The following is a 20,741-nucleotide window of genomic DNA, read 5'->3' as shown; positions in this document are numbered from 1 at the left end:
ACCCGGTCAGAGTGTTGCCGCGTTTGGTGCGGACAGGGTGGCGGGTCGGGCCGCGAGCGCGACGACCAGTGTGATGGCACCCGCGATGACGAATGCCACCCGCACGCTGAACACGTCGGCCGCGCCACCCAACAACGCCGCCGCGAACGGGCGCGACCCGAGGAAACCGACGAGCCACAGGGCCATGATGCGGCCCCGCAGTTGCTCGGGGGCCCGCTCCTGCACGACGGTGCTCAGGCCCGTCATCGCCCAACCGAAGCCTAGCCCTGCGACCGCGAAACCGGCCAGCGCCAAGGCCGTGACCGTGCCCGCGGCGAGCAGCCCACAGCCGGCCACCAGCAGCCACAGCCCGATTGCCGAAACCCGGGCCGCAGCCAGCCGTCCGCGCATCGACGCCAGCACGACCATGCCGAGCGCTGCGCCGACGCCGAACGCCGCCGAGAGCGCACCCACCAGATGGGCGCTGCCGCCGAGATCCTCGGCCATCGACGGGGTGAGGGTGATCGACGGATCCGAGGCGAACCCGACCGTCGTCACGGCCAGCAGTGCCAGCAGCAGCGGGCGGTCCCGCCAGACGTACGCCAGTGCCGCGCGCACCCGATAGTCGCCGTGCGGGCTCCGTTCCGGCCGGGCCGGGAAGGTGACCAGCAGCAGGAAGATGGCGAACACCAGGTGCAGCCCCGCGCTGATCGCGAAGCCGGGCGCCGCACCGAGCCGCGCGGCCAGGAAGGCACCGATGGCCGGGCCCAAGATCCGGCCGATGGTCATCGGAATGCTGTTGAGCGCCATGGCCGTCGCAAGCTCGCCGTCGCGGATCAGGCTCGGCACCACCGACTGCATGGCCGGGCCGCCGATGACGAACCCGAAGCCGACCATGGTGGAGCCCACGAGCACCGGTATCGCCGCGGCGGTGCCCTGCAGGTCGGGGTCCAGCGCCAGCCAGAGTGCGGTCGAGCCCGAGCCGATGATGCACAACACCCGGCCCCACAGGATCTGACGGGCCGGGTCGCCGATGTCGGCCCACTTGCCGCTGGTCGGGCTCAGGATGAGTTGCGGCAGGAACTGTGCGACGCCGACCATGCCCACCATCACCGCGGAGCCGGTGGCGTCGAAGATCACGATGGCCGCGACGATGCCGTGCGTCCACACCGCGACGACCGAGAACATCTTGCCCCAGAACAGGGCACCGAAAACCGGGTCGAACATCAGCCGCAGGGCGCCGCGCGGCTGCGGGCGGGCAGTGGTCTGGGCTGTCACGAGCTCACTCCCCGCTCGAAATCGGTGACCAGCTGCTCTAACAGGTCGACGAGTTTGTCGACGTCGGACTCGGACCATTCGGCCACGGTTTCGGCGACCATCTCGCGGCGCCGTTCGGTGACGTCGGCCAGGGCCTTGCGGCCGTCTTCGGTGAGCGTGAGGACGCAGCGGCGCTGATCGTCGGCGTCTTGGGTCTTGGTGAGCAGGCCCGCGGTGACGACATTGGCGACGGTGCGGCTGGCGGTGGAGTGCTCGACGGCCATGTATTCGGCGACCTCGCCGACCGAGGCGCTCTGCCCGGCCTTCTCCCGCTGTTCGACGGCACGGAGCACCCGCAGTGTCGACAAGGACGGCACGCTGCCCGACGCGTCGATCAGCCGGCGCCGCCAACCGGGGCGCTGCCGGACGATGTGGATGCGCACCAGAAGCTCATCGAGTTGGTTGTAGCGGGGCACTATATGTGCATAGCACATAGATATATTTGGAGCGAATGTCGATGAGCGGTCGGCGCAGGTTGGCGAGCGGCTCCGCGTGTGTAGCGCTGTGGTGGGAAGTGGGCCGGAAAATCGCCGCAGCGCTTCATACGTGAGCTGTCGGTAGGGCTCGGCAGACTCCGCCCATGGGGGATCCATTCGTCGGAAGTCAAGCGCTGGCCTCGGGAGCATTGACGCGGCATGAACTGCGAACCCGATTCAGAGCCATCCATCGCGACATCTACGTCGCTAGGGACGCCAGACCGACCGCGCTACTACGCGCACGGGCCTGCTGGTTGCGGTCACGGGGCCACGGAGTCCTGGCCGGATACTCCGCGTCGGCGTTTCATGGAGCTCGTTGGATCGACGCGAGCCTGCCGGCCTACGTCATCGACAACAACAATCGCAGGCCGACCCGAGGAATTGTCACCTGGGCAGACACGATCGATGACGACGAGATCTGTTCGATCGGCGATATCCGCCTCACCACGCCGGTCCGCACCGCGGTTGATCTGGCCTGCAAGTTCCCCGAAGGCACGGCTGTCGCTGCGATCGACGCACTGGCGAGTGCCACCCGCTTGAACGTGGCCGACATCGAACTGGCAATCGGACGCCACGCTGGCCGGAAAGGTATCAAGCAAGCTCGCGCGATCGTCGCGCTGGTAGACCCTGGGGCGGAGTCGCCGCAGGAAACATGGTTGCGGCTACTGGTGATTCGCGCGGGCTGGCCGCGGCCGCAAACGCAATACCCGATCTGCAACGAGTACGGCGCGCTGATCGGTGAGGTTGATCTGGCCTGGCCGGAGGTGAGGATTGCCCTGGAATACGAAGGCGTTCATCACTCCGATCCCGAGCAGATTCGTAAAGACATCATGCGGGTCGACGCGATGGTCGAGATGGGGTGGACCGTCATCCGGGTCACGTCCCGTGAGGGCGAGGCCAGCGTTCTGGGCCGGATCGCCAAAGCTTGGGCCTCGCGTGCGTAGCGCTGTGGCGGCAGAACGGCCGCGGAATCGCCACAGCGCTTCATACGTGAGCGGATGGCCCTGGCGCCAGCGTGCTAGCCCGCGAATTCCTGTGCCAGCCCGTCGATTCCCGCGCGAATCGCGGTCAGGGCCTCGGCGCGGGCCTTGAGCTTGCTGGCCACGTGCGCGCCGGTGTGCAGGGTCGCTGCGGCCTCGGCTGCCACCTGCTGGGCGCGGGACAGCACCGCGTCGGCCTCGACGACCTCGTCGAGCCAGCCGCCCGCGATCGCCGCGTCACCGGTGAACACCGCCGCCATGGCGATCCCGCGCTGAAAGGCCGCGCGGGTCAGCCGCATGCGCATGATCTCGATGGCCGCGATCGGCAGCGTCATCCCGATCTTCACCTCGTTGGCCTGGCACCGTGATGTCACCGCGCCGACCCGATGATCACCGGACAGCAGCAGGAACGAGCCCATCGCGATGGCGTGACCGGTGGCGGCCATGATCACCGGCACCGGGAAACTCAGGCACCGCACCGACAACTCGAAACCACCGGCGAGCATGCCCAGGGTCGCGGCCACGTCGCCCGACGAGAACACGCTCAGGTCGAATCCGCCGCTGAACACCTTCGAATTGCCCGCCAGCACCACGGCTTTCACCTCGCCGGCGGCCGCGCCGGCGGCGGCCTGATCCAGCGCCGCGTTGATCTCGGCCTGCATCGCAGGCGACAGTGCGTTGACCTTGCCGTCGTCCATCGTGATCGTGGCCACGGCATCGTTGAGCTCGTAGCTCACCAGGCTGCTCATCGCACTGATGCTAGCGAGTGGGTTCAGGCCCGGTGACGCCTGCCGGAGGTCGTCGCCGGCTTGATCAGATCGGTCTCGGGATCGTCATCGTCGTAATCATCGTCATCGTCGTCGCCGGCCTCGTAGCGATCGCGCCAGCGGGAGCGCATCTCGGCGCCCATGGCGTTGATGCGGTTGATCTCCGAACGCAGCTTCTGCTCGTCCGTCTCCTTGGCCGCGTACTGGAAATACGTCAGCACGCCGCGCAACAACTCCAGCTTCTGCTTCTCCCGCCGGGCCTGATCGTGGGTGGTCAGCAGTTCCATGCGGTCCACCGGCGGCAACGTCGCCCAATCCAGCACCGCGGTGTTGCGCAGCTTGCGGCCACTGGGCTTGCCGGCTGAGCCCGGCTCGTCGTAATAGGTGACCGCCCCGTCGAAGCGGGAGGCGATCGCCTCACCGAGCTGCTTGCGGTCCAGCGCCGAATCCCACACGATGCGCCACTCCTGCGACGGCGCCAGATACGGGATCTCGGCGGGCAGGTTCAACGGCACGATGTCGACGAAGTTGTCGTCATACGAGCTCTCGTACTTGCCGACCGTGGGAGGGTTCGCGAACTCGAACCGCAACCCGTACGCCGGGCGCTGGCCGTAGTTGCGGACGACCAGCTCCACCAGGTGCCAATCGGCACTGCTCGGCTCCATGAACATCGATACGTTCGGCTGGGTCAGCTCGGCGCGCCGATCCCTGGCCTTCAGATACTGCCGCCACGCATAGATCAACGCGACGACGATGACGACGATCGCCACCCATGCTGCGAGCGCAGTCCATGCACCCGGTTCGAAACTAGCCAACTCACGCCCCCGGTCCGTGACTGAATCGATGATCCCCACCAAGTGGGTATATCACGGACATTCACCCTGGGCAGCGGTCCGGCTCAGCAAACTTCGGTCAAACCAGCGTCCTCACGAGGCGACGGCAGTGAGGATGTCGCGCTGCACCGGCACGGTCACCGGCGTGTGGACCAACCGCTCGCCACGCGCCAGCCACTCGATATCGGCCCATTCGATGCGCGCGGGCAATCGCCGCCAATAGTGCGGGTGCGAGCGCAGATACACCTCGACACTGGCGTGCACCTTGGCGTCCAGTGGCGTCCGGCACCGGCCGATCGCCGGCGCGGTCCCGGCCAGCGCGTCGAGATCGGTGGGGCAGGCGCTGTGGTCATGAACTCGCAGCCCCGCCCCGATGGCTCCGTCCAACATCCAGTCCAGGGCGATGTCCGCCAGCGGCCAGCACGCTCCGGTGCCGCCGATGAGGTCGTCGCGGGTTCCCCGGAACCAGACCTCGTCAAGGCTCTCGCAGTACCGCATCGTCCGGCGACCACCGTCGACCGCCACCGCGTGCCGACCGGACTCCACTGTCGGCAGCGGGCCCATGTGGCGCTTGGTTCCGGGCGTGGCCGTGGCATTCCACAGCCCGACGAACCGCACGGGCACGGCCGGATCGCGATCACCGAACAACTGCGCCGCCAACACCCTGATCTGTCGCCAGTCCTGGGGCGTGCGCGCCGTGCGCGGCAGCACATAGGTGGCGAGCGCGTAGTCGAGTACGTCATCGGAATGAGCCGGCAACAAGCCGACCGTGCCGAGCAGGGTGGCGAGTTCACCGGCGCGATGCCCGCCCTCGCCGCCGCCGAACACGAAGATCTGGTCTCCGGGATCCCACGCATCGCCGAGGAAGTGATAGGCCTCGGCGATGGCGGCCCGGGCTTCGCTGGCCGGGTCGCCCCGGCGGCCCGGCGCGATCCGTCTGGCTTGTCGTGTGGCTGTGCCGCTGTGATACCAGGTCAACTGATCGGTGCCGTCCAGCAACCGAAACAGCATCTCGGTATTCGACGCGTCACGGAACCCGGAATGTTCATCTGTGTGGTCGAAGCACAGCACGATGTTCTTCACGGCGACCCCCGGCGGGACTGTCAACTATTGCTCAACTGATGCTGACTAGTACTTTGCCGGGTCTGCGGACTGATGTCCTGAGTATTGCACTACTCGAATCGCGCAGAACGGTACGTAGTTCCCGTTGCAACAGCTTGTGCAACGAAATCCGTGGCAGGAGGACCGTCGCAGGGCGGGTTTGCCCCGTTTCGTGATCGTTAATTCAGTGGATTCCGTACTTGGCCGCACTGAAACGATTCATCAGCCGCCCATCAACATGCGCCATTGGTCGAGGTTCGACGCGCGATACACGTAGTTGCTGCGTTTGACCTCATCGAGCGGGGCGCTCGGCTCTTCCGAGTACCAGTGCCCCGGGAAGACGGTCGGGTCTCCGGACAGCTGGGCCAGCGCCTGCAGGCTGCGGAACATGTCGTCGACATTGCCGCCGGGAAAGTCGGTGCGACCGCATCCGTCGAGGAACAACGTGTCCCCGGCGACCAGTCGGCCGTCCACCAGGAAGCACTGGCTGCCCGGCGTATGGCCGGGAGTATGGAGTAGCTCGATCTCCACCGCGCCGACCGAAACCTTGTCGCCGTGGACGTGCGAGGTCAGCTCACTCGGTGCGATCCCGGTGACCTGGGAGACCCAGTCAGCCTCGTGGGAGTTGACGTGGACCGGCACACTCTGGCGTTCCAGCAGTTCGGCGAGGCCCTTGAGGGTGAAGCCCGCCATCGTGCCGCCGACGTGGTCCGGGTGGTGATGGGTGACGAGCACGCCGGAGAGGCGCATGTCGTCGGCCTCGAGCGCGTCGACGAGATCGTTGGCCGCGTAGGCCGGGTCGACCACGACCGCGTCGCCCGTCTCGCGGTCCCCGATCAGATACGAGAAGTTGCGCATCTGCTGTGCGATCGGGTCGCCGGCCGCGTAGTCGCGGCCCGACAGCAACTGCCGGAAGTACAAGCGGTCTTGGGCGTTGGGCTCGGACATGCGTCCAGCGTATTGGTGCCGCGCATCGCCTTCTTCGCGCATCCCTGCAGGTCCAAAAACCGCACGTCATGGCGTGTTTGAACCCACACCGATAAAACTCGCATCAAAAATGCGGAATTACTAGCGTCATCGGTATGCACCTCACCCGGTTCACCGACCTAGGACTGCGCACGCTGATGCTGCTGTCCTCGGGAGAGACCGAGGACCGGCGCATCACCACCCGCACCATCGCCTCGGGCGCCAACGCCTCCGAGCATCACGTCGCCAAGGCCGTCTCCAAGCTGTCCGAGCTCGGCATGGTGCACGCGCGGCGCGGCCGCGTCGGGGGACTGGTACTCACCGAGGCCGGGCGCAATGCCTCGATCGGCTGGCTGGTGCGCGAACTCGAAGGGGACCGCGAGGTCATCGAATGCGGCGGGGACTCCCCATGCCCGCTCATCGCAGCCTGCCGGCTACGCCGGGTGCTGGCCGACGCAAAGGAGGCGTTCTATCGCGAACTCGACCGATACACCGTCACAGACCTGACGGCTGACAGCCGCCTACCGATTGTTCTGCAACTCACCACCCCTGAAAGGAATCCCCGATGACCGTCACCAGCCCCGAGCCGTCTGCGGTACGCGACGAACTGGAGCCCAAGCACGCCGAGATCGTCTCCGCGACACTGCCTCTCATCGGCGCGCACATCGACGAGATCACCTCGGAGTTCTACCGCCGGCTGTTCGCCAACCACCCCGAGCTGCTGCGCAACCTGTTCAACCGCGGCAACCAGGCCCAGGGCGCCCAGCAGCGTGCGCTGGCAGCGTCCATCGCCACGTTCGCCACCCACTTGGTGAACCCCGACCTGCCGCACCCGTCGGCGCTGCTGGCCCGGATCGGCCACAAGCACGCCTCGCTGGGCATCACCGCCGACCAGTACCCGATCGTGCACGACAACCTCTTCGCCGCGATCGTCGAGGTACTGGGCGCCGACACCGTGACGCCCGAGGTGGCCGAGGCCTGGGACCGCGTCTACTGGATCATGGCCGACACCCTGATCGCCCTGGAGCGTGACCTCTACGCCGGTGCCGGCGTGGAACCCGGTGACGTCTTCCGGCGGTTGCGCGTCGTCTCCCGCGTCGACGACCCGTCCGGAGCCGTGCTGGTCACGGTCCGCGCCGCAGAACCCGTCAACTTCATTGCCGGGCAATACGTCTCGGTCGGCGTCACGCTTCCCGACGGCGCCCGTCAGCTACGCCAGTACAGCCTCGTCGGCGCGCCGGGATCCACCGATCTGACGTTTGCGGTCAAGCCCGTTGGCGCCGTCGCAGACCAGCCCGCCGGCGAGGTCTCGTCCTGGATCCGGGCCAACCTGTGCATCGGCGACCTTCTGGACGTCACGCTGCCGTTCGGCGACCTGTACACCGGCGGCAAGCCCGATGGCCCGCTGGTGCTGGTGTCGGCGGGCATCGGGATCACCCCGATGGTCGGCATCCTGGAGTTCCTGGCCGCCGAGGCGCCCGACACCCAGGTGCGGGTCCTGCACGCCGACCGCAGCGACAGCGGCCAACCGATGCGCGAACGCCAGCACGAGCTGATCGGCGCACTGCCCAACGCCGGCCTCGACCTCTGGTACGAGGACGGTGTCACCGGAGGGGCGGCCGGCGTGCACGCCGGACTGCTCAAGCTCGACGGGATCGATCTGCCCGCCGACGCCGCGTACTACCTGTGTGGCGGGGCCGGATTCGTCGAGGCGGTCCGCACCCAGCTGAGCGACCGGGGAATCGCCCACGAGCGGGTGCACTGCGAGCTGTTCGCGCCCAACGATTGGCTTCTGGATTAACCGACCAGGCAAAACAGCTCCCCGGCGGCCGCGCTGACCTGCGGTTTGGTTTGGCTGCCGGGGAGGTTGTACCCTCTTTAAGGCCCCGCAGCCGCAACGCTGCGGGACAAGCCCCCTTAGCTCAGTCGGCAGAGCGTTTCCATGGTAAGGAAAAGGTCAACGGTTCGATTCCGTTAGGGGGCTCGGTGGACGCCAGGCGAGCGAAGCGACGCGGGAGTATCCGGACGTGGAGCCCCACCTGGGACCATCCGGGGCGGTGTAGCTCAGCTGGTTAGAGCGCACGACTCATAATCGTGAGGTCGGGAGATCGAGCCTCCCCACCGCTACAGGAACATCAAAAGCAGAGCGTGATTTTGAGCAGGGAGAACTGACGTGGCGTCGAGTACCGACGTACGGCCGAAGATCACTTTGGCGTGCGAGGTGTGCAAGCACCGCAACTACATCACCAAGAAGAACCGCCGCAACGATCCCGACCGGCTCGAGATCAAGAAGTTCTGCCCCAATTGCGGCACCCACCAGCCGCACAAAGAGTCGCGATAGCCATTCGCTGTGGCTCTTTCGACCAGCATCGTCGGGATGCATTATCGGCATCCTGAGCATTACGAAGTCGGACGCGAGAAGATCCGCGAGCATGCGATCGCGGTCAAGAACGACGATGCGTTCTTCCACGACGAGGCTGCCGCGGCAGAGATCGGCCACGACTCGCTGCCGGCGCCGCTGACCTTCATCTGCATCTTCGGTTACCAGGCGCAGTGGGCATTCTTCGAGTGGGCCGACATCGGCATCCAGGATGCCCAGATCGTCCAGGTCGATCAGGAGCTGAAGTTCCTGAAGCCGGTCAAGGCCGGTGACAAGCTGTACTGCGACGTGTACGTGCATTCCGTGCGCAAGGCGCACGGCACCGACATCATCGTGACCAAGAACATCATCACCGACGACAAAGGTGACGTGGTCCAGGAGGCCTACACGACCCTGGCCGGGCGTGCGGGCGACGGAGAAGAGGGTTTTAACTGATGGCGCTGCGCGAGTTCAGTTCAGTTCAGGTCGGTGACACGCTTCCGGAGCGGGTGATCCCGCTGACCCGTGGAGACCTGGTCAACTACGCCGGTGTGTCCGGTGACCTCAACCCGATCCACTGGGACGACGAGATCGCCAAGCAGGTCGGCCTCGACACCGCGATCGCCCACGGCATGCTGACCATGGGCCTCGGCGGCGGCTACGTCACCGGTTGGGTCGGCGACCCGGCTGCCGTGACCGAGTACAACGTCCGCTTCACCGCGGTGGTGCCCGTCCCCAACGACGGTGTGGGCGCCGAGATCGTCTTCAACGGACGGGTCAAGTCCGTCGACCCCGAGCAGAAGCTGGTCACCCTCGCCATCTCGGCCACCGCAGGCGGAAAGAAGATCTTCGGGCGGGCCACAGCGACCGCAAAACTGGCGTAAGGAGTTCTGGGCCATGGCACTCAAGGCTGACATCCGGGGAATGGTCTGGAAGTATCCGTATCCCTTCCTGATCGGCCGCGAGCAGATCCGCCAGTACGCCAAGGCCGTCAAGGCCATGGACCCGGCCAGCCACGATGAGGCTGCCGCCGCCGAACTCGGCCACGACACCCTGGTCGCACCGCTGACCTTCGCCTCCACCCTGGCGCTGCTGGTGCAGGAACACTTCTTCCAGAACGTCGACATCGGCATGGAAACCAAGCAGATCGTCCAGGTGGACCAGAAATTCCTGTACCGCAAGCCGCTCAAGGCCGGCGATCAGCTGCACGCCGTCATGGAGGTCGCCTCGGTCGAGGAGCGCTTCGGCGCGGACATCGTCGTCACGCACAACGTGTGCACCGACGACAACGGTGAGGTGGTCCTCGAAGCCATCACCACGATGATGGGTCACGACGCCGACGACTCCATCCAGGTCAAGTGGGATCCGGAAACCGGCAAGGTCATGCGGAAGGCCGCCGGCGAGTAGTCGTCAGCAGGGGCGCGATTAGTTTCTCGGGCCCCTGCCGGGTACACTCGGCACTCGGGGTTTTTCCCATTTCAGCGCGCTGTCCGTCGGCTTGACCATCGAACGGGCCGCGCGCGAATTGTGTAAGCCTCGGCGCAGTACGGTGACGAAAGCGCCAGAAAGTCACCAACAGAGGGGCGTAGCTCAACTGGCAGAGCAGCGGTCTCCAAAACCGCAGGTTGCAGGTTCAAGTCCTGTCGCCCCTGCTCAAACTGAATACTCGACAACGTGTGGACACTGGAAGGTGGACATACAAACCAGGATGAAAGGCATGCGGTGAGCGACGAGCGCGAAGGTGCCGGCTCCGCAGACGACACTGGAACCGACACCGGCACCGACACCGGGGCAACGGACACCTCGCACGGTCAGACCGCGGTGGTGACCCGGCCGCTGCGCCCGACCGGCAAGCGGAGCCGTCGTGGTGCAACTGGTGAGGCCGACGGTGACGACGCCGCCGAGGGCGACGCGTCGAGCGATGATGCCAAGGCCGACTCCGGTAAGTCGAAGAAGGCCAAGAAGAACGCGAAGGCCAAGAGGACCGGGCCGTCGCGCAACCCGATCATGTTCGTCGTCAACTACCTGAAGCAGGTCGTTGCCGAGCTCCGCAAGGTGATCTGGCCGAACCGCAAGCAGATGGTCAGCTACACCTCGGTGGTGCTGGTCTTCCTGGTGTTCATGGTGGCGCTGATCTCCGGCGCCGACCTGGGCCTGGCGCGGCTGGTGTCGCTCGTGTTCGGCACCTGATCCGGAATTTGAGAGAGGACTGACAACGTGACCACGTTCGACGGCGACGAGACCGTTGCCGAGACCGTTGACGTCGACGGCGTCGAGTCGCAAACCGATGAATCGGCTGAGGGCCAAGAGGTTGTAGCGGCCGACTCGGTCGACGAGACCGACCCGGCCGACGAGGCCGAAGAGGCTCCGGCCGACGAAGCCGCCGAAGAGGCGCCCGCGGTCGACGAAGTCGACGAAGACGAGGACCCGGCAGTCGCGCTCAAGAAGGAACTGCGCCTCAAGCCCGGCGACTGGTACGTCATCCACTCGTACGCCGGTTACGAGAACAAGGTGAAAGCCAACCTCGAGACCCGCGTGCAGAACCTGGACGTCGGCGACTACATCTTCCAGGTCGAGGTGCCCACCGAAGAGGTCACCGAGATCAAGAACGGCCAGCGCAAGCAGGTCAACCGCAAGGTGCTGCCCGGCTACATCCTGGTCCGCATGGAGCTCAACGACGAGTCGTGGGGCGCGGTGCGCAACACCCCCGGCGTCACCGGCTTCGTCGGCGCCACGTCGCGTCCGTCCCCGCTGTCGCTGAACGACGTGGTGAAGTTCCTGCTGCCGCAGGGCGCAGCCAAGAAGCCCGCCAAGTCCAGCGCCGCCGCCACCCCCGGTGCCAGCACCGAGGCCACCTTGGAACGGCCCGAGATCCTGGTCGATTTCGAGGTCGGCGAGTCCGTCACCGTCATGGACGGCCCGTTCGCGACGCTGCCCGCCTCCATCAGCGAGGTCAACGCCGAGCAGCAGAAGCTCAAGGTGCTGGTCTCCATCTTCGGCCGCGAGACTCCGGTCGAACTGACCTTCAACCAGGTCTCCAAGATTTAGTCGCCACAGCGGCTAGAAACAACGGGCGTTTACGCGCCCTTGGATGAGCAAGTAAAGGAACACCAGAAGCATGGCCCCGAAGAAGAAGGTCGCCGGGCTCATCAAGCTGCAGATCCAGGCCGGGCAGGCCAACCCCGCCCCGCCGGTCGGTCCTGCGCTTGGCCAGCACGGCGTCAACATCATGGAGTTCTGCAAGGCGTACAACGCCGCGACCGAGTCGCAGCGCGGAAACGTCATCCCCGTGGAGATCACCGTCTACGAGGACCGCAGCTTCACGTTCGCACTGAAGACCCCGCCCGCCGCCAAGCTGCTGCTCAAGGCAGCCGGTGTGCAGAAGGGCTCGGGCGAGCCGCACAAGACCAAGGTCGCCAAGGTGACCTGGGATCAGGTGCGCGAGATCGCTGAGACCAAGAAGGCCGATCTCAACGCCAACGACATCGACGCCGCGTCGAAGATCATCGCCGGCACCGCCCGCTCCATGGGCATCACGGTCGAGTAAGTACCGGGTTAGCTCCACAACCCGAGTGGAAGGGCTGGCATCGGCCCGCACCACGACTCCAGCAACACGATTGGATTTTCAATGAGCAAGAACAGCAAGGCATATCGCGAAGCCGCGGAGAAGGTCGACCGGGACAAGCTCTACAGCCCGCTTGAGGCCGCGAAGCTGGCCAAGGAGACCTCCTCCAAGAAGCAGGACGCCACCGTCGAGGTCGCCATCCGCCTCGGCGTCGACCCCCGCAAGGCTGACCAGATGGTCCGCGGCACCGTCAACCTGCCGCACGGCACCGGTAAGACCGCCCGCGTCGCCGTGTTCGCCGTCGGCGAGAAGGCTGAGCAGGCACTGGCCGCCGGCGCCGACGTCGTCGGCAGCGACGACCTGATCGAGAAGATCCAGGGCGGTTTCCTGGACTTCGACGCCGCGATCGCCACCCCGGATCAGATGGCCAAGGTCGGAAAGATCGCCCGCGTGCTGGGCCCGCGCGGTCTGATGCCGAACCCCAAGACCGGCACCGTCACCCCCGATGTCACCAAGGCTGTGGCCGACATCAAGGGCGGCAAGATCAACTTCCGCGTCGACAAGCAGGCCAACCTGCACTTCGTGATCGGCAAGGCGTCCTTCGACGAGGCCAAGCTGGCCGAGAACTACGGCGCCGCCCTCGACGAGGTGCTGCGGGCCAAGCCGTCCTCCTCGAAGGGTCGTTACCTCAAGAAGGTGACTGTCTCCACCACCACCGGCCCGGGTATCCCGGTTGACCCGTCGGTGACCCGGAACTTCACCGAGGCGTAGCTCGCGGAGCCGACCATCGGCACCGAGGCGTAGTCCTTAAGCTCGAGTGGCCAGTTACGGCACAAGATTCTCTGAATCGCGTGTCATAACTGGCCATTCGGCGTTTCTGGGGTGCACTCGGCGAGGCGGCGACGCAGGAACGCCCGCGCCGGCTCGGACGCCACGCCTTCGCCGTCAAGTGCGACGCGGTACCAGCGCTGAGCCTCGCCGAGGTGGCCGGCACGACGCAGTAGATCCGCCCGGATCGGCGCCACGGCATTCGTCCGGACCAGCCGTGGATCGTCGGCGACCTCGTCGAGTGCGGCCAGTCCGGCTTCGAACCCGTCGCGAAAGCCAACGGCCATTGCACGATTGGCGCGCACGACTGGCGAGTCGGTCATCGCCGCCAATTGGTCGTAGGCCAGGCAGATGGTGCCCCAGTCGGTGAGCTGCCAGGTGGGCGCCGTGGCATGCAGTGCCGCGATCACCGCCTGCGGAAGATACGTGCCGGCCGCACCGTCGGCCATACGCAGTTGTTCCAGGCCCCTTGCGATGCGGCCACGGTCCCAGTGGCTGCGGTCCTGCTCATCCAGCGGTATCAGCGCGCCGTCCTCGCCCACCCGGGTACGTCGGCGTGAATCATGCAGCAGCACAAGCGCGGCGAGCGCATGGGCGTCGCGGTTGCCCGGCATCAACGAGCAGAGTTCGCCCGCGAGCCGCACACCCTCATCGCACAGCTCGTCACGGATAGCCGAGGGCCCGCCGGTCGACCAGTAGCCCTCGGTGAACACCGAATAGATACACCCGAGGACGTGCGGCGTCCGCTCACCCAGAAGCTCCGGCGGCGGCACCCGCAACGGTATGTTCGCTTGACGAATCTTGTTCTTGGCCCGGGTGATTCGTTGCCCCACGGCGGCCTCGGACTGCAGCAGGGCCCGGGCGATCTCAGTGACGGTCAGACCGGAGATCAGCCGCAGGGTCAAGGCCAGCTGCGAGCTGCGGTCCAGCGCGGGGTGGGCGCAGGTGAACATCATCCGCAGCTCGTCATCGCGCACCGGTTGCAGCTCGGCGCCCCCGCCGTCGGTCGCGCTCACGTGCTCGTACACCGCTGCGAGTTCCTTTCCGGCACGGGCGGATTCACGTCGCAAACGATCCAGGGCCCGATTGCGCGCCACTGTCGTCAACCATGCACCGGGATTGGCGGGCACACCATCGGCAGGCCATGTCTGCACGGCCTGTGCGCAGGCCTCCTGGACGGCGTCCTCGGCCACGGTGAGGTCACCCGACCAACGCGCGATGGTGGCCACCACCGGGCCCCACTCGCGCCGAAAGACGCCGTCCAGCTGGGTCACCGAGAACTACAGGCCCGAGACGGCCGACAACTGGCGGACCTCGATGGCCGACGCCGGAATCATCGACGCCAGCTTGACCGCCTCCTCACGATCGGACGCTCGCAGCACATAGAAGCCGTTGGCCACCTCGGCGCCCTCGGCGTACGGACCGTCGGTGAGCGTCACCTCGCCGTCACGCACGCGCACGGTCGTCGCGGTGGACGGCGGTTGCAGCGGCGCACCGGCAAGTGTCTTGTCGCCGATGGTGTTGGCGAGTTCGACATGCCGGCCGGCCTGCCGGTTCCACTCCTCGGTGCCCGGCGTGTTGACGTCCTCGGGACGCTCCAGCAGCAGTGCCAGCCAATCGTTGCCCAATGGCTGCTCGGGCGCCTGCCAGTGGACCATCGGCCACACTTCGACCGCACCGAAGTGTGCGACCGGAATGTCGCGGGCCAGCGCCAGGGCCTCGTCGAGATTGTCGGCCTCCAACACGTAGTAGCCGCACGCCACCTCGGCCCCCTCGGCGTACGGGCCGTCGGTGACCGTCGGGTGGTCCGGCCCGCCCGTGATGCGGGTGGCGGTGGCCGCCCGATCCAGTGCGTCGCCCGCCCGGATCGCGGACCCGGCCTTGGCGTGAAAAGCCTGGAAGGCTGCCATGCCCTCGGCCCGCTGTTCGGGGGCGAGTTCCACGTCCTGGCTGATAAGTAAAGCGAAGTAGTGCATCGTCATCTCCCGGCGTCAGCGAGTGGGAACCCTCTGTTCCACTCTCTACCTATCCGACGAACGCGGGTGCTGGGATCCGACAGCCCACCGAAAAAATTTCGGTGACTACTTCTGCAGCGTGAACTGATGCACGCTGATGTGGCCGGAGGCGAAGTACTTCTGGCAGCCGTTGAGGTACTTGTCGTAGCGGTCGTAAACCTCTTGGCCCTGGATCGCGATGGCCTCGTCCTTGTGGGCCTCGAGCGCGTCGGCCCAGATCTTGAGCGTCCGGACATAGTGCGGACCGATCTCATGAATCCTGGCCACGGTGAAGCCGGCTTCCTTGGCCTTCTCTTCCTCCATCGACACCGAGGGCAGCCTTCCGCCGGGGAAGATCTCGGTCATGATGAACCGCGCGAACCGAGCATCTTCGAACGTCATGTGAAGCCCGAGTTTCTGGCCCTGCCGGAGGTCGAATCCGGTGATGTTGTGCAGCAACATGATGCCGTCGTCGGGCAGTGCGTTATAGGCCGTCTCGAAAAACGCCGGATACCGCTCGAATCCGAAATGTTCGAATGCGCCGATCGATACGATGCGGTCAACTTTGTCGTTGAACTCTTCCCAACCTTGGAGCCGGACCTCGACGTTGCGCTCGGTGGGAATCTTGGCGAGCTTCTCGATGGCGTATTCGCGTTGCTCACCGCTCAACGTCAGGCCGATGACGTTGACGTCGTACTTCTCGATCGCGCGGGCCATGCCGGCACCCCAGCCGCAGCCGACGTCGAGCAGCGTCATCCCTGGTTCCAGACCCAGTTTGCCGAGTGCCAGATCGAACTTGGCGATCTGGGCTTCGTCGCCGGTCATGTCCTCGCGCTCGAAATAGCCGCACGTATAGCCCATGGTCGGGCCTAGAAAGAGTTCGTAGAATTCGTTGGAAATGTCGTAGATCGACTGCAGTTCTTCATATTTCGGTGTCAATTTGGACATATTCGATATGCTCCAAGCTGTAGAGTTCTCCCCGCGAATCTCAGAGTACCGCAGGCTCGACCCGACGCCCTGTTGCCGTCGCCGTCAATGAATTGCCTTGGCAAATAAAATTTTCGGGCTGCACCGCCGTTTTTCCGGTGTTGCCTGCGGTAATGCATCCGCGGTGCTTCGTTGGCGAAGGAAATCAGCCGGCGACATGCAGGGTGAACTGGTTGACGTCGGTGTAGCCGACGCGGAACAGGTTCGCGCAGCCCGTGAGGTAGCGCATGTAGCGGTCGTAGACCTCCTGGGACTGGGTCCGGACGGCCTCATCGTGGTGGGCCTCCAGATTGGCTGCCCACAGGTCGAGGGTTCGCGCGTAGTGCTTCTGCAACGATTGCCGACGCGTCAGCGTGAACGATCCCCGCTGCGCATGTTCCTCGACCATCTCCACCGTGGGTAGCCGCCCGCCCGGGAAGATCTCGGTGAGAATGAACTTGATGAACTTGGCCAGCTCGAAGGTGAGCGGGATGCCTCTCTCGTGAGCGTCTCGGGGGTGCATCCCGGTGATGGTGTGCAGCAGCATCACCCCGTCGTCCGGCAGAACATGATGGGTGAAGCGGAAGAAGTCTGTATACCGGTCGGGGCCGAAATGCTCGAACGCCCCGATCGACACGATCCGGTCCACCGGCTCGTCGAACTCCTCCCATCCGGCCAGTAGCACCCGTTTGGAACGAGGCGAGTCGGAGTCGTCGAACAGCGTCTGCACGTGAGCGGCCTGGTTGCGGCTCAGGGTCAGGCCCACGACGTTCACGTCGTAGCGCTCGATTGCGCGCATCATCGTCGCGCCCCAGCCGCATCCGACGTCGAGCAGGGTCATTCCCGGTTGTAATCCGAGCTTGCCCAGCGCCAGGTCGATCTTGGCGCGCTGGGCTTCTTCGAGCGTCATGTCGTCGCGTTCGAAGTACGCGCAGCTGTACGTCCGGGTCGGATCCAGGAACAGGGCGAAGAAATCGTCGGACAGGTCGTAGTGGGCCTGCACGTCGTCGAAGTGGGGTTTGAGATTTGCCGGCTGTTTTGCCATGCGGCGCCTAACGAACGAAGACGGACTGGCGAGAGCCGCACTAAGCCACGTCTTGACCTAGCCGCCCCCCAGACTGCTCTAAAAAACAGTAGAGCGGGCACGGCCAGCTACCGAGCTTTCCGGCGCCGGCAAACGAATTAACGTTGCAGACGCAGGTATCAGGCGGAACTCGCGAAGTTCGTCTTCAGCTCGCCGACGATCTCGTCCCACACAGGTTCGGGCAGCTCGTGGCCCATTCCGTCGATCAACACCAGGCGGGCGCCGCTGATCGCACGCGCCACCGCGCGGCCCCCGAACGGGCGCATCAGCCGATCGGAGCGACCATGGATCACCACAGTGGGCACACTGATCCGCTTGTCGTGGTGGCGCAGGCTGCCGCTGCCGAGAATGGCGTCGAAGTGCCGGGCGATCCCGGCCGGATAGTAGGCGCGGTCGTACAGTTCGGCGGCCTGGGCCCGAATCTCCGCCTCGGGAGTGGGGTAGCCGGGGCTGCCGTTGATCCGGCTGATCCGAACGGCGTTGTCGATGATGGCATCTCGCGATGAATTGGCGGGCGGGCCCGTGATCACCGACAGCAATTGCTTGATACCCGGCGGCGGCAACAGCGGCTGGTTGTTGCTGGAGAAGATCACCGCCAGCGACTTGGTGCGCTGCGCATAACGGGAGGCGAACACCTGGGCGATCATCCCGCCCATCGAACCGCCGACGATGTGGGCATTGTCGATGTCGAGGTGATCGAGCAGGGCGGCAGCGTCATCGGCCACATCTTCGAGCGTGTAGACCGACGGACTCCGAAGCCCCAGAAACGACCGGGCCATCCGCAGCGGCAGCGGGGAATCGACCCGCTTGCCGGACAACTTGGTGGACAGCCCCACGTCGCGGTTGTCATAGCGGATGACCCGCAACCCCTGACTGACCAGCTTCTCGCAGAAACCGGTGCGCCACAACAGCATCTGGGCACCGAGGCCCATGATCAGCAGCACGGCCGGATCGTTCGGATCGCCCATGTCCTCGTAGTACAGGTCGACATCGCCGGATTCCGCCGACGACTTCGCGAACCCTGATCGCACCTTCATGCCGGCCATTCAGGCCTCGATCCCGTCGCCGTCTTCGCCCTGCTTGTGTTCCCGGCTGATATCCACCATGAAGTTGGCGAAATACCCGGTGAGCTGGGGATCGTTCATCATCTGCCACTTCGGCGCCAGCAGCTTCATGTACCGCTCGACGTAGAGGAACTGCTTGCCGATCAACACCAGCTCGCGGGGCAGCTTGACGTCGTAGGCATCGGCCAGCGCCGAGAGCTGCTTACCGATCTCGGCGTAGGACATGTCGCCGAGGGACTTCATCGTCAGCGGGGTGGCGAACTTCTCCAGGTCCTTGGCGGCCTGCGCCTCGGGCTTCACCGTGCCCACGGCCCCCATCAGCACGACGATCTTGCCCGCAGCGGCATGGTCCTTCTTGACCAGGAGGGCGTACACGAGCTCGCGCAACAACCAGCGGGTGCGCGGGTCGATGCGGCCCATGATGCCGAAGTCGAAGAACGCGATCTTGCCGTTGTCGTCGACATAGAGGTTGCCCGCGTGCAGGTCCCCGTGGAACAGGCCATGCTTGAGGCCGCCCTCGAACACACTGAACAGCAGAGCCTTGACCAGCTCGGTGCCGTCGAACCCCTTTTTGCGGATCGCAGCGACGTCGTCGATACGTACCCCGGTGACCCGCTCCATGGTCAGCACCCGCTGGCTGGTCAGGTCCCAGTACACCTGGGGGACCCGGATGTTCTCGCCCAGCGGCGAGGCATGCATGTGCGAGACCCAGGCGTCCATCGACTGGGCTTCCAGCCGGAAGTCGAGCTCTTCGGCCAGGTTGTCGGCGAAGTCGGCGACCACATCCTGGGCCGACAGCCGCCGGCCCAGCTTGGCGAGCTCCACCAGCTGCGCCCCGCGCTTGAGGATCTGCAGATCGGCGGCGACGCGACGACGGATCCCGGGGCGCTGGATCTTGACCACCACCTCCTCGCCGCTGTGCAGCGTGGCGTAGTGCACCTGGGCGATCGAGGCCGAGGCGAACGGGTTCTCGTCGAAGCTCTTGAACAGTTTCGTGGGCTCGTCGCCGAGTTCTTCGACGAAGAGCTTGTGCACCTCATCGGTGTCGGCCGGCGGTACCCGGTCGAGCAGGCTGCGGAACTCGCGGCTCAGCGGCTCGCCGAACGCGCCCGGGCTGGACGCGATGATCTGGCCGAACTTGACGTACGTGGGGCCGAGGTCGGAGAAGGCCTGCGGTACCTGCTTGACGATCTTCTGCTGCAGGGATCCGCGCCCGAACATGTTGGCCGCGACGCGGACCCCGGTGCGGGTGATCTGCCAACCGGTAGCGCCGATACGGGCGGCTTCCACGGGCAGCGGCACCCGGCTCAACCTGGCGACCTCGCGGTGCTTGGTTTTCGGCGGCGTAGTGCTCATAGCTGCAGTGTCTCAAAGGCCACGGTGCGGCCAAAAACATCTGTGCCGTGAGTCACACCGACGCGAAACTTTCCTCGACCTCGTCACGGCTCAGGATCGGGTCGGTTCCGGGCACGTAGGTGGGCTCGGTGTGCGGCGCGGTGGTTCCGGCGGAGACCCGTTTTTGGGCCGCCCGGAACTCCAGGGTGTTGCCGGCCGCGGTGTGCAGTCCGTTGATGACCGACCACACCATGGCGCGGCGGGCGGCCCGCTCGATCGGATTCGGATCGGTGTGCCCGATCAGCTGCTTGGCCCACTTCGGCATGGTGTCGCGGATTGCCCAGTCCACTGCGCTCTGCGGCATCGGCAGATTGGGGCCGGTGGCCATGGCCGCGCCGTGGGTCAGCGCCAGCCTGGGCAGATAGGAGTGCAGGCACTCCAGTGTCTCGGCCTTGGTTTCGGGTAGGTCGGTGCCGCCCAGGGCGTGCCCGACGCGGATGAACTCGCCGTAGTAGCGGTCGAGTTTCTTACCGCGCAACGGGTTCGGATGGTAGATCTCGTGCGCGGTGGCCAGTCCCCACACCACGGTCGCGTAGTTCCAGCGCAGCCAGTCCGGATCGTCGGCGTCGTAGACCGCGCCGTCGGGGCGGGTCCCCTTGATGGTGTGGTGCATGGCGCGGACGGTCTTGGCCACGCGCTCGGCGGTCTCGGTGTTGCCGTAGGCGGTGCCGATGAAGAACGCGATGGAGTGCCCCAGGCGCACGGCCGCGCCCTGCGGATCGATGACGGGGATGGCGGTGCCATCTTCGTCGCGCTTGACCAGACGCGAATGGTGCATGCCCATCCAGTAGATGGAGGGATCGAGGCGTTCCATGTACGCCGCGCACTGCAGGCCGAAGATGAGCGCCTCGGTGTGGGAGTGGACGTGCCAGACGGCGCTGCCGGGGCCGAACCACCCCGGATCGCCGGCCGGTCCAGCGAACTCCATGCCACGGAAGTAGTGCTGACGGATGTCCGTGTCGAACTTCCGCTGCAGCATCTGCTCGAGGATTTGGTGTGGCATGTCCACCGCGGGACCCCTTTCTGGTTACGTCTGTAGCCAGAATACATTTTGGGTACGGGTGTGA

The 20,741-nt window shown here is 65.7% G+C and carries 24 protein-coding genes and 3 tRNA genes; 14 read left to right on the top strand and 13 right to left on the bottom strand.

Features of this window, described 5'->3' with window-relative positions; translation table 11 throughout:
- Window positions 1-6: 6 nt before the first annotated feature.
- Together AC4ELH_RS17445 and AC4ELH_RS17440 are read right to left on the bottom strand one after the other, a co-directional pair.
- Window positions 7-1,257, bottom strand: coding sequence for an MFS transporter (locus tag AC4ELH_RS17445; RefSeq protein WP_498885611.1), 1,251 nt, complete (start codon window positions 1,255-1,257; stop codon window positions 7-9).
- Window positions 1,254-1,730 carry a MarR family winged helix-turn-helix transcriptional regulator gene (locus AC4ELH_RS17440; RefSeq protein ID WP_064886355.1) on the bottom strand — a complete coding sequence of 159 codons (477 nt, stop codon included), beginning with the start codon at window positions 1,728-1,730 and terminating at the stop codon, window positions 1,254-1,256. The genes AC4ELH_RS17445 and AC4ELH_RS17440 overlap by 4 nt, the downstream gene beginning before the upstream one ends.
- Before the next feature lie 146 nt (window positions 1,731-1,876).
- On the opposite strand from AC4ELH_RS17440, the gene AC4ELH_RS17435 reads away from it, so the two are divergent.
- The gene (locus AC4ELH_RS17435) at window positions 1,877-2,716 is read left to right on the top strand and encodes a hypothetical protein (RefSeq protein ID WP_498885609.1); all 840 of its coding nucleotides are present in this window, start codon (window positions 1,877-1,879) and stop codon (window positions 2,714-2,716) included.
- A 74-nt stretch (window positions 2,717-2,790) separates the two neighbouring features.
- Here AC4ELH_RS17435 and AC4ELH_RS17430 read toward each other — a convergent pair whose 3' ends face one another.
- The 4 genes from AC4ELH_RS17430 to AC4ELH_RS17415 form a co-directional block, all read right to left on the bottom strand.
- Window positions 2,791-3,501 carry a crotonase/enoyl-CoA hydratase family protein gene (locus AC4ELH_RS17430; protein WP_064886353.1) on the bottom strand — a complete coding sequence of 237 codons (711 nt, stop codon included), beginning with the start codon at window positions 3,499-3,501 and terminating at the stop codon, window positions 2,791-2,793.
- Between the two features lie 23 nt (window positions 3,502-3,524).
- A complete protein-coding gene (locus AC4ELH_RS17425) occupies window positions 3,525-4,373 on the bottom strand; it encodes a DUF8453 domain-containing protein (RefSeq protein WP_064959265.1) in 849 nt (282 codons plus the stop codon).
- Between the two features lie 72 nt (window positions 4,374-4,445).
- Window positions 4,446-5,435 carry a T6SS phospholipase effector Tle1-like catalytic domain-containing protein gene (locus AC4ELH_RS17420; RefSeq protein ID WP_498885607.1) on the bottom strand — a complete coding sequence of 330 codons (990 nt, stop codon included), beginning with the start codon at window positions 5,433-5,435 and terminating at the stop codon, window positions 4,446-4,448.
- Between the two features lie 240 nt (window positions 5,436-5,675).
- Window positions 5,676-6,401 (bottom strand): MBL fold metallo-hydrolase, encoded by a 726-nt coding sequence (locus tag AC4ELH_RS17415; protein WP_055110099.1) that lies wholly within the window; start codon window positions 6,399-6,401, stop codon window positions 5,676-5,678.
- A gap of 134 nt (window positions 6,402-6,535) precedes the next feature.
- Here AC4ELH_RS17415 and AC4ELH_RS17410 point away from each other — a divergent pair, with 134 nt between their 5' ends.
- The 13 genes from AC4ELH_RS17410 (at window position 6,536) to rplA (ending at window position 13,114) form a co-directional block, all read left to right on the top strand.
- A complete protein-coding gene (locus AC4ELH_RS17410; RefSeq protein WP_064886350.1) occupies window positions 6,536-6,988 on the top strand; it encodes an RrF2 family transcriptional regulator in 453 nt (150 codons plus the stop codon).
- Entirely contained in the window at window positions 6,985-8,220 is a 1,236-nt protein-coding gene (locus AC4ELH_RS17405) for a globin domain-containing protein (RefSeq protein ID WP_498885604.1), read from the top strand. The genes AC4ELH_RS17410 and AC4ELH_RS17405 overlap by 4 nt, the downstream gene beginning before the upstream one ends.
- A gap of 110 nt (window positions 8,221-8,330) precedes the next feature.
- Window positions 8,331-8,403 (top strand) — tRNA-Thr (locus AC4ELH_RS17400).
- Between the two features lie 69 nt (window positions 8,404-8,472).
- Window positions 8,473-8,546 (top strand) — tRNA-Met (locus tag AC4ELH_RS17395).
- A 46-nt stretch (window positions 8,547-8,592) separates the two neighbouring features.
- Window positions 8,593-8,760 carry a 50S ribosomal protein L33 gene (gene rpmG / locus AC4ELH_RS17390; protein WP_003881823.1) on the top strand — a complete coding sequence of 56 codons (168 nt, stop codon included), beginning with the start codon at window positions 8,593-8,595 and terminating at the stop codon, window positions 8,758-8,760.
- A gap of 9 nt (window positions 8,761-8,769) precedes the next feature.
- Window positions 8,770-9,234, top strand: coding sequence for a (3R)-hydroxyacyl-ACP dehydratase subunit HadA (gene hadA / locus AC4ELH_RS17385; protein ID WP_064886348.1), 465 nt, complete (start codon window positions 8,770-8,772; stop codon window positions 9,232-9,234).
- On the top strand, window positions 9,234-9,662 hold the full coding sequence (gene hadB / locus AC4ELH_RS17380) for a (3R)-hydroxyacyl-ACP dehydratase subunit HadB (RefSeq protein WP_055110091.1): 429 nt from the start codon (window positions 9,234-9,236) through the stop codon (window positions 9,660-9,662). The genes hadA and hadB overlap by 1 nt, the downstream gene beginning before the upstream one ends.
- 13 nt (window positions 9,663-9,675) lie before the next feature.
- The gene (hadC, locus tag AC4ELH_RS17375; RefSeq protein ID WP_064886347.1) at window positions 9,676-10,185 is read left to right on the top strand and encodes a (3R)-hydroxyacyl-ACP dehydratase subunit HadC; all 510 of its coding nucleotides are present in this window, start codon (window positions 9,676-9,678) and stop codon (window positions 10,183-10,185) included.
- A 172-nt stretch (window positions 10,186-10,357) separates the two neighbouring features.
- Window positions 10,358-10,430: transfer RNA gene (locus AC4ELH_RS17370), tRNA-Trp, on the top strand.
- Window positions 10,431-10,500: 70 nt separating this feature from the next.
- A complete protein-coding gene (secE, locus tag AC4ELH_RS17365) occupies window positions 10,501-10,968 on the top strand; it encodes a preprotein translocase subunit SecE (protein ID WP_498885600.1) in 468 nt (155 codons plus the stop codon).
- 27 nt (window positions 10,969-10,995) lie between these two features.
- Window positions 10,996-11,826, top strand: coding sequence for a transcription termination/antitermination protein NusG (nusG, locus tag AC4ELH_RS17360; protein WP_463790930.1), 831 nt, complete (start codon window positions 10,996-10,998; stop codon window positions 11,824-11,826).
- Between the two features lie 70 nt (window positions 11,827-11,896).
- Entirely contained in the window at window positions 11,897-12,325 is a 429-nt protein-coding gene (gene rplK / locus AC4ELH_RS17355) for a 50S ribosomal protein L11 (RefSeq protein WP_003881829.1), read from the top strand.
- An 81-nt stretch (window positions 12,326-12,406) separates the two neighbouring features.
- Window positions 12,407-13,114 (top strand): 50S ribosomal protein L1, encoded by a 708-nt coding sequence (gene rplA / locus AC4ELH_RS17350; protein WP_064886344.1) that lies wholly within the window; start codon window positions 12,407-12,409, stop codon window positions 13,112-13,114.
- Between the two features lie 83 nt (window positions 13,115-13,197).
- On the opposite strand, the gene AC4ELH_RS17345 is transcribed toward rplA, so the two are convergent.
- The 7 genes from AC4ELH_RS17345 to AC4ELH_RS17315 form a co-directional block, all read right to left on the bottom strand.
- Window positions 13,198-14,445: an RNA polymerase sigma factor gene (locus tag AC4ELH_RS17345; protein WP_498885597.1), complete on the bottom strand. Its 1,248-nt coding sequence runs from the start codon at window positions 14,443-14,445 to the stop codon at window positions 13,198-13,200.
- A 6-nt stretch (window positions 14,446-14,451) separates the two neighbouring features.
- Window positions 14,452-15,147: a YciI family protein gene (locus AC4ELH_RS17340; protein WP_498885595.1), complete on the bottom strand. Its 696-nt coding sequence runs from the start codon at window positions 15,145-15,147 to the stop codon at window positions 14,452-14,454.
- A gap of 105 nt (window positions 15,148-15,252) precedes the next feature.
- Complete coding sequence (locus AC4ELH_RS17335) at window positions 15,253-16,113, bottom strand: cyclopropane mycolic acid synthase family methyltransferase (protein WP_064886342.1); 861 nt, start codon at window positions 16,111-16,113, stop codon at window positions 15,253-15,255.
- A 184-nt stretch (window positions 16,114-16,297) separates the two neighbouring features.
- Window positions 16,298-17,176: a cyclopropane mycolic acid synthase family methyltransferase gene (locus AC4ELH_RS17330; RefSeq protein WP_135359472.1), complete on the bottom strand. Its 879-nt coding sequence runs from the start codon at window positions 17,174-17,176 to the stop codon at window positions 16,298-16,300.
- A gap of 158 nt (window positions 17,177-17,334) precedes the next feature.
- Window positions 17,335-18,252 carry an alpha/beta fold hydrolase gene (locus tag AC4ELH_RS17325; RefSeq protein ID WP_064886399.1) on the bottom strand — a complete coding sequence of 306 codons (918 nt, stop codon included), beginning with the start codon at window positions 18,250-18,252 and terminating at the stop codon, window positions 17,335-17,337.
- Window positions 18,253-18,261: 9 nt separating this feature from the next.
- A complete protein-coding gene (locus AC4ELH_RS17320) occupies window positions 18,262-19,635 on the bottom strand; it encodes an ABC1 kinase family protein (RefSeq protein ID WP_448448199.1) in 1,374 nt (457 codons plus the stop codon).
- Window positions 19,636-19,687: 52 nt separating this feature from the next.
- Entirely contained in the window at window positions 19,688-20,683 is a 996-nt protein-coding gene (locus AC4ELH_RS17315) for an oxygenase MpaB family protein (protein ID WP_463805148.1), read from the bottom strand.
- Window positions 20,684-20,741: the final 58 nt, after the last annotated feature.

Source organism: Mycobacterium shunyiense (genome assembly GCF_058270075.1).
This window is presented reverse-complemented; position numbering and strand designations above follow the sequence as displayed.